The sequence below is a fragment of the Xanthobacter sp. genome (genome assembly GCF_041911315.1).
Classification (GTDB): Bacteria; Pseudomonadota; Alphaproteobacteria; order Rhizobiales; family Xanthobacteraceae; genus Xanthobacter; species Xanthobacter aminoxidans.
On record NZ_JAYRPE010000086.1, the window covers coordinates 92,273 to 99,099 of the forward strand.

Annotated in this window: 9 protein-coding genes and 1 pseudogene; all 10 read left to right on the plus strand. The window is 68.6% G+C overall.

What is annotated here, in order from left to right; all coding sequences use genetic code 11:
* Complete coding sequence (locus ACE3QW_RS24720; RefSeq protein ID WP_029556018.1) at positions 1 to 1,023, plus strand: flagellar motor switch protein FliG; 1,023 nt, start codon at positions 1 to 3, stop codon at positions 1,021 to 1,023.
* Between the two features lie 38 nt (positions 1,024 to 1,061).
* The gene (flhB, locus tag ACE3QW_RS24725; RefSeq protein ID WP_374254712.1) at positions 1,062 to 2,138 is read left to right on the plus strand and encodes a flagellar biosynthesis protein FlhB; all 1,077 of its coding nucleotides are present in this window, start codon (positions 1,062 to 1,064) and stop codon (positions 2,136 to 2,138) included.
* On the plus strand, positions 2,125 to 2,580 hold the full coding sequence (locus tag ACE3QW_RS24730; RefSeq protein ID WP_051678860.1) for a hypothetical protein: 456 nt from the start codon (positions 2,125 to 2,127) through the stop codon (positions 2,578 to 2,580). The genes flhB and ACE3QW_RS24730 overlap by 14 nt, the downstream gene beginning before the upstream one ends.
* A gap of 93 nt (positions 2,581 to 2,673) precedes the next feature.
* Entirely contained in the window at positions 2,674 to 3,054 is a 381-nt protein-coding gene (gene flgB, locus ACE3QW_RS24735; protein ID WP_374254714.1) for a flagellar basal body rod protein FlgB, read from the plus strand.
* Positions 3,051 to 3,473 carry a flagellar basal body rod protein FlgC gene (gene flgC, locus ACE3QW_RS24740; RefSeq protein WP_029556021.1) on the plus strand — a complete coding sequence of 141 codons (423 nt, stop codon included), beginning with the start codon at positions 3,051 to 3,053 and terminating at the stop codon, positions 3,471 to 3,473. The genes flgB and flgC overlap by 4 nt, the downstream gene beginning before the upstream one ends.
* Entirely contained in the window at positions 3,473 to 3,799 is a 327-nt protein-coding gene (locus ACE3QW_RS24745; RefSeq protein WP_029556022.1) for a flagellar hook-basal body complex protein FliE, read from the plus strand. The genes flgC and ACE3QW_RS24745 overlap by 1 nt, the downstream gene beginning before the upstream one ends.
* Positions 3,800 to 3,809: 10 nt before the next feature.
* A complete protein-coding gene (flgG, locus tag ACE3QW_RS24750; RefSeq protein WP_374254716.1) occupies positions 3,810 to 4,598 on the plus strand; it encodes a flagellar basal-body rod protein FlgG in 789 nt (262 codons plus the stop codon).
* Between the two features lie 56 nt (positions 4,599 to 4,654).
* Positions 4,655 to 5,209 carry a flagellar basal body P-ring formation chaperone FlgA gene (gene flgA / locus ACE3QW_RS24755; protein WP_374254718.1) on the plus strand — a complete coding sequence of 185 codons (555 nt, stop codon included), beginning with the start codon at positions 4,655 to 4,657 and terminating at the stop codon, positions 5,207 to 5,209.
* Positions 5,191 to 6,324 carry a flagellar basal body P-ring protein FlgI gene (flgI, locus tag ACE3QW_RS24760; RefSeq protein WP_374254720.1) on the plus strand — a complete coding sequence of 378 codons (1,134 nt, stop codon included), beginning with the start codon at positions 5,191 to 5,193 and terminating at the stop codon, positions 6,322 to 6,324. Before flgA ends, flgI begins: the two co-directional genes overlap by 19 nt.
* Positions 6,325 to 6,444: 120 nt before the next feature.
* A pseudogene (locus tag ACE3QW_RS24765) lies at positions 6,445 to 6,827 on the plus strand (hypothetical protein); the annotation flags it as partial.

The window sequence follows — 6,827 nt, forward strand, 5'->3', positions numbered from 1 at the left end:
ATGGCGGCTGCGAGCGCGGCGAAGCCGCGTCCCCTCCAGGGCATAGACCGCGTGGCGGCCCTGCTGATGGCCATGGGCACGCCCGCGGCCAACCGCGTGATGAAGCATTTCGAGGCGGACGAAATCCGCCTCATCACCCGCTCCATCGCGTCGCTGAAGCCGGTCAGCACGGCTCAGATCGAAAGCCTGGTCGAGGATTTCGCCAGCAATTTCGCCGGCGGGGCGAACCTCGTCGGCACCGTCGCCGACGTGGAGCGGCTGCTGCAGGGCGTTCTGCCGCCTGAGCAGATCGCCGACATCATGAACGACATCATGGGGGCGGCGAACCAGTCCATCTGGGACCGCATCTCCACGGTCAACGAGAACGTGCTCGCCACCTACGTCGCCAAGGAGCACCCGCAGACCGCCGCGCTGATGCTCTCCAAGGTGAAGCCCGCCTGCGCCGCCAAGGTGCTGAGCTTCATCCCGGAGGACAAGCGCAACGGCATCATGCGGCGGATGCTCACCTTCAAGCCCATCGTGGACGCCACCATGCAGGTCATCGAGCGCACGGTGCACGAGGACTTCATGATGAACTTCTCGCGCAATGCCGGTGCCGACCCGCACGCGCGCATGGCCGACATCATCAACAAGATGGACCGCGACGCCATGGAGACGGTGCTCGCGAGCCTCGCCTCGACGCGCCCGAAATCGGCGGAAATCCTGAAGGGCCTGCTCTTCACCTTCGACGACATCGTGAAGCTGACGCCGCGCGCCCGCACCGCGCTGTTCGACCAGGTGCCCACCGACAAACTGGTGCTGGCGCTGAAGGGCACCGATCCCGAATTCCGCGAGATCATCCTCCAGTCCCTCGGTGCCCGCGTGCGCCGCATGGTGGAGCAGGAGATGGCCGGCAGCGAGCCGGCCCCGGCCAAGGACGTGATGGAGGCCCGCCGCACCGTCACCGACCTCGCCCTCGACATGGCGGGGCGCGGCGAGATCGAGATTTCCTCCGGTACGGAGGAAGATGCCTATGTGCGCTGAGCGCCATGCCCTTCTGACCCCGCCGCTGCGGGGGCGCCATGTCTGAGGAACAGGACAAGGAGAGCAAGACAGAAGAGGCGAGCGAGAAGAAGATTTCCGACGCCGTGGAGAAGGGCAACGTGCCGTTCTCGCGGGAGGCGACGCTGTTCGCTTCGCTCCTCGGCATCCTCGCCATCCTCGCCTTCTTCGTCGCGTCCCCGGTGCGGCTGCTGACCGCCGACCTCTCCCGCCTCATCGACGATCCCGCCGGCTTTCCCATCGCCACCGGCAACGATGCGGTGTCCATCCTGTGGGGCGCGCTGGCGGGAGCCGGACGCTTTCTGATGCCCATGGTGATCGTGCTGATGCTCGCCGGCCTCGTGGCCTCGGGCTTCCAGAACGTGCCGTCGCTGGTGGCGGAGCGCATCCGGCCGCAATGGTCGCGGGTGTCGCCCTCGGCCGGCTTCAAGCGCATCTTCGGCACGCAGGGACACATCGAGTTCGGCAAGGCGCTGTTCAAGCTCTTCGCCATCGGCATCGTCGCGGCCCTCGTGCTCTATGCGCAGGAACATGAGGTGGTGAATGCCATGTTCACCGATCCGCTGCGCCTGCCGGCCGTGCTCCTCGCCCTTGCCATGCGGCTCGTCGCCACCGTGTGCGTCGTCACCATCGGGCTGGTGGCCGCCGACATCGTGTGGTCGCGGGTGAGCTGGAAGACCAACCTGCGCATGACGAAGCAGGAGGTGAAGGACGAGTTCAAGCAGGCCGAGGGCGATCCCATGGTGAAGGCGCGCATCCGCGCCGTCGCCCGTGAGCGGGCGCGCCAGCGCATGATGAACGCCGTGCCCAAGGCCACCGTCGTCATCGCCAACCCGACCCATTACGCCGTCGCCCTCCAATACGACCGGCAGACCGGCGGCGCGCCGCTGGTGGTGGCCAAGGGGGTAGACCTCATCGCCCTCAAGATCCGCGAGATCGCGGAGCGCCACGGCGTGCCGGTGATCGAGGACCGTCCGCTCGCCCGCGCCCTGTTCGCGGCGGTGGAGGTGGACCAGTGGATTCCGCAGGACTTCTACCGGCCGGTGGCGAAGATCCTGCACTACATCTATGCGAGGCCGGGCCATGGCGCGAAATGAGTTCCTCCGCCTCCAGCGTCTCGCCGCCCGGCCGAAGATGGAGCGGCTCGCCTGCGAGCGCGTTCTGGCCGGCGCGCTGCGCGAGGTGATGACCGAATTGTTCTTCACCAATGCCGGCCTGCTCATGGCCTATATCCATGCCGGGCAGACCAACATCATCGACGACATCGTCGCCTCCTGCGCCGAGCGCTCCCTGAAGCCGGGCGCGCTGCGCTATGGCGGGCAGGCCATGATCCAGGCCGACTGGGGCGTCGCCCCCACCGTCGCCATGGACATGGAGCTCGGCTGTGCCGACTGCTCGCTCTACTTCCGCATCATCTTCGATGCGGGCACCGTGGGCGTGGAGATGGACAGCATCCTCTACCACGGCGATGAGCCCGCGCCCGATGCCCTGCTCGAACACCTCACGGCGACGCTGGAGGGCGTGCGCCTGAGTGCGTGAGAGGGCGGCCAGCCTCGGGCAAGGTTCGCGCGCTAGGAAACGGTCATCCCTCGCCCCTTTCAGAAGGCGCGCGAACCATCCGGGGAATGTGCCATGGAGCCCCTGTTCCTGTTCAATCTCGCCTCGCGGCACGCCCAGTGGGCCACGGTGCGGCAGACGGCCATCGCGGGGAACATCGCGAACGCCAACACCCCCGGCTACAAGGCGGTGGACGCCGAGCCCTTCGCCGCCATCCTCGACCGCACCCGCCTCGCCGTCGTCCGCACCTCCGGCAGCCACATGGACGTGGCGGCGGGCGGCATCGGCGCCGCCAAGGTCGCGCCGCGCGACGGCTGGGATACGTCCCATTCCGGCAACAGCGTGAGCCTTGAGCAGGAGATGCTGAAGGCCGACGAGGTGAACCGCGCCTATTCGCTCAACACCTCCATCGTCCGCTCCTTCCACCGCATGATCCTCGCGAGCGTGAAGTCATGATCGGCGATCCCTTCAAGACCATCACCGGCATCGCCTCGAGCGGCCTCGCCGCGCAGACCCAGCGCATGCGTATCGTCGCCGAGAACATCGCCAATGCGCGTTCCACCGGCACCACGCCGGGCGCCGACCCCTATCGCCGCAAGACGGTGGAGTTCACCCAGGAGCCCGACCGCGCCCTCGGCGCATCGCGGGTGAAGGTGAAGGCCACGAGCGTGGACCGCAGCGCCTTTTCCGTGGAGTTCGACCCCGGCAACCCCGCCGCCGACGCCGAGGGGCGGGTGAAGGTGCCGAACGTCAATCCGCTCGCCGAAATGGCGGATCTGAGGGAGGCCGGCCGCAGCTACCAGGCCAACCTCCAGATGATCAAGCAGGCGCGCTCCATGGTCGCCATGACCATCGATCTGTTGAGGACGCCGTGATGATCGATGCCGTTTCCCTCAATGCGCTGAGCCGCACCACCGCCACGAGCGCCACCACCGCCGCCCGCGCCACCGAGGCGGCGAGCGCCACCCAGAGCGCGGGCAGCATCTCCGACTTCTCCACCATGCTCGCCCGCATGTCGTCGGACGCCGTGGATCAGGTGAAGACGGCGGAGGTGAGCGCCATCTCCGGCATCCACGGAAAGGTCTCCGTGCAGCAGGTGGTGGAGGCGGTGATGTCGGCCGAGCAGACGCTCCAGACCGCCATCGCGGTGCGCGACAAGGTGGTCGCCGCCTACCAGGAAATCAGCCGGATGGCCATCTGAGGAGAGTGACATGAGAGCTTTGGCCATCGCCGCGACCGGCATGTCGGCCCAGCAGACCAATGTGGAGGTGATCGCGAACAACATCGCGAACATCAACACCACCGGCTTCAAGCGCGCCCGCGCCGAGTTCACCGACCTGCTCTATCAGGCCGAGCGCGCCCAGGGCGTGCCCAATCAGGACGGCGCGGAGCCGGTGCCGGAGGGCGCCCTCGTCGGCCTCGGCGTGCGCACCATCGGCATCCGCAATCTGCATCTGCAAGGCCCGCTGGCGCAGACCGGCAACCCGCTCGACCTCGCGCTCAACGGCCGCGGCTGGTTCCAGATCACCAGCCCCTCGGGCGACACGCTCTATACCCGCGCCGGCTCGTTCAACAAGGGCCCGACCGGCCAGATCGTGACCGCCGACGGCTATGCGCTGAACCCCGCGCTGACCTTGCCACAGGATGCGAGCAGCATCGTCATCAACGAGTCGGGCCAGGTCTATGCGCAGATCGCCAACCAGACGTCGCCGACGCTGGTGGGCCAGCTGACGCTCGCCACCTTCGCCAACGATTCCGGCCTCGAGCCGCTGGGCGACAATCTCTATCGCGAGACCTCCGCCTCCGGCCAGCCGGTGACCGGCGTCGCCGGCACCACCGGCTTCGGCGCCGTGGTGCAGGGATATCTGGAAGGATCGAACGTGGATCCCATCAAGGAGATCACCCAGCTCATCCAGGCGCAGCGGGCCTATGAGATGAACTCCAAGGTGATCCAGGCCGCCGACGATATGGCCGGCGTGGTCTCCAAGGGCATCCGGTGAACGGGGTTGCGGAGATGACTCATCCGCAGCGGCGGGCCGCCCGTAGGAGGGCGTGGTTGCAGGCCGGCATCGCTGCCAGCATTTCGACCATGCTCTGCGCCGTGGCCGCCCCTGCGACGGCGCAGAGCATTTCCTCCCTTGCCCAGCAAGCCGCCGCCGGCCGCGAGGAGGTCGATGCGCCGCGCGCCGCGCCCGTACGCCCGCCGGCCGAGGCCGTGCCGATGGCGCGCATTCCGGTCGCCGCCGTCACCCTCTATCCCGGCGATGTCATCTCCGCCGGAATGCTCGCCCAGCGCGAGGTGTCCGATGCCGTGCTCGACCGCGGCGGCATCGCGCTCCAGTCCTCCGCCGTGGTGGGCAAATCGGCCCGGCGGGTCATCGCCGCCGGCCAGCCGGTGCCGCTCAATGCGCTGGTGGATGTGACCCTCGTCACCAAGGGCGTCGCCACCCGCATCCAGCTGAAGGACGGCGGGCTCGCCATCTCCGGCTACGGCATGCCGCTCGATTCCGGTGCGGCCGGCGCCACCATCCGGCTCAAGAACATGGATTCCGGCCAGATCATCGTCGGCGAGGTGGCGGGCGACGGCACCGTATGGGTGAAGACGCGATGATCCGCCTCGCGCTCGCGGCCCTCGCCGCGCTCCTTGCCGCGCTCCTCGCGTTCGCCGGCCCCGCCGCCGCGCAGGCGACGACGCGCATCAAGGACATCTCCTCCATTCAGGGCGTGCGCGACAACCAGCTTGTCGGCTACGGCCTCATCATCGGCCTCCAGGGCACCGGCGACACGCTGCGCAATTCGCCCTTCACCGAGCAGGCCATGCAATCCATGCTCGACCGCATGGGCATCAACGTGCAGGGCCTGTCGCTCCGCGCCAAGAACGTGGCGGCCGTGGCCGTCACCGCGAACCTGCCCGCCTTCGCCGGCCTCGGCACGCGCATCGACGTGACCATCGCTTCGCTCGGTGATGCGACGTCCCTGCGCGGCGGCACGCTGCTCGTGACCCCGCTGAACGGTGCGGACGGCGTGACCTATGCGGTGGCGCAGGGCCAGATCGTGTCCGGCATCCAGATCACCGGGCAGGCGGAGACGCTGAGCCAAGGCGTGCCCACCGCCGGCCGCATCGCCAATGGCGCGCTGGTGGAGCGGCAGATCCCCGGCCAGCTGTCCGAGCTGCCGGAAATCCTCATCGACCTCACCAATCCCGATTTCCGCACCGCCGCTTTGATGGCCGACGTGATCAACGCCTATACCCACGCCCGCTACGGCAAGCGCCTCGCCCGCGAGCGCGATCTGCGCACGGTGGTGGTGCAGCGCCCGCCCCATTCCGGCACCGCCCGCTTCATCGCCGAGATCGGCGAACTGCGCATCACGCCGGACACGCCGGCCAAGGTGGTGGTGGACCAGCGCACCGGCACGGTGGTCATCGGCCGCAACGTGCAGGTCTCCACCTTCGCCGTCACCCAGGGCAATCTCACCGTGCAGGTGACGGAGACGCCCGAGGTGTCGCAGCCCGAGCCCTACACCTTCGGCGAGACCGTGGTGGTGCCGCGCACCAACATCCAGGCGGACGAGAGTGGCGGGCCCATCGGCATCGTGCGCGGCACCAATCTCCAGCAATTGGTGAACGGCCTCAACCGCTTCGGGCTGAAGCCCTCGGACATCATCTCCATCCTCCAGGCGGTGAAGACCTCCGGCGCGCTGCAGGCCGAGCTGGTGTTCCAGTGACGGGCGGCGCGGCCGCCATCTCCCGCAAGCGTCGCGCAAGTCTCTCCCCCTAGACCTCGACCATCCAAGGCGCCCGTGCCCCCGCACGGCGCCGCCCCTCGGGGAAGAGGAGGAGGTTCCATGTCCGTCTCGACGGTCCTCATCGACGCCGCCATCATCTATGCGATCGTCTCGGTCTCGTGCTCGCTGTTCGTGGGCGTTGTCGCGCTCCGGCGCGTGACCTGCACGCGACTTCGCATCCTCGTCGTCTCAGCCCGCCGCCGCAGGGCCGCCCGGGCCAGGAGCGGCACCGCGCTGGCGCTCGCCGCGCTCTGCGGCACCGTCCTGATGCTCCCGGCCGATGGCCGCGCCGAACCCGCCGCTGGTGCCGATGCCGCCGCCGGCGAGAATGCGGCGCTCTACTGCCGCAACATCGCCGATGCCGCCGCCGACGCCCGCTTCACCCGCCAGCAGGCCGCGCTCGCCGCCATGGAGAAGGAGATCGAGGCCCGCCTCGCCCAGCT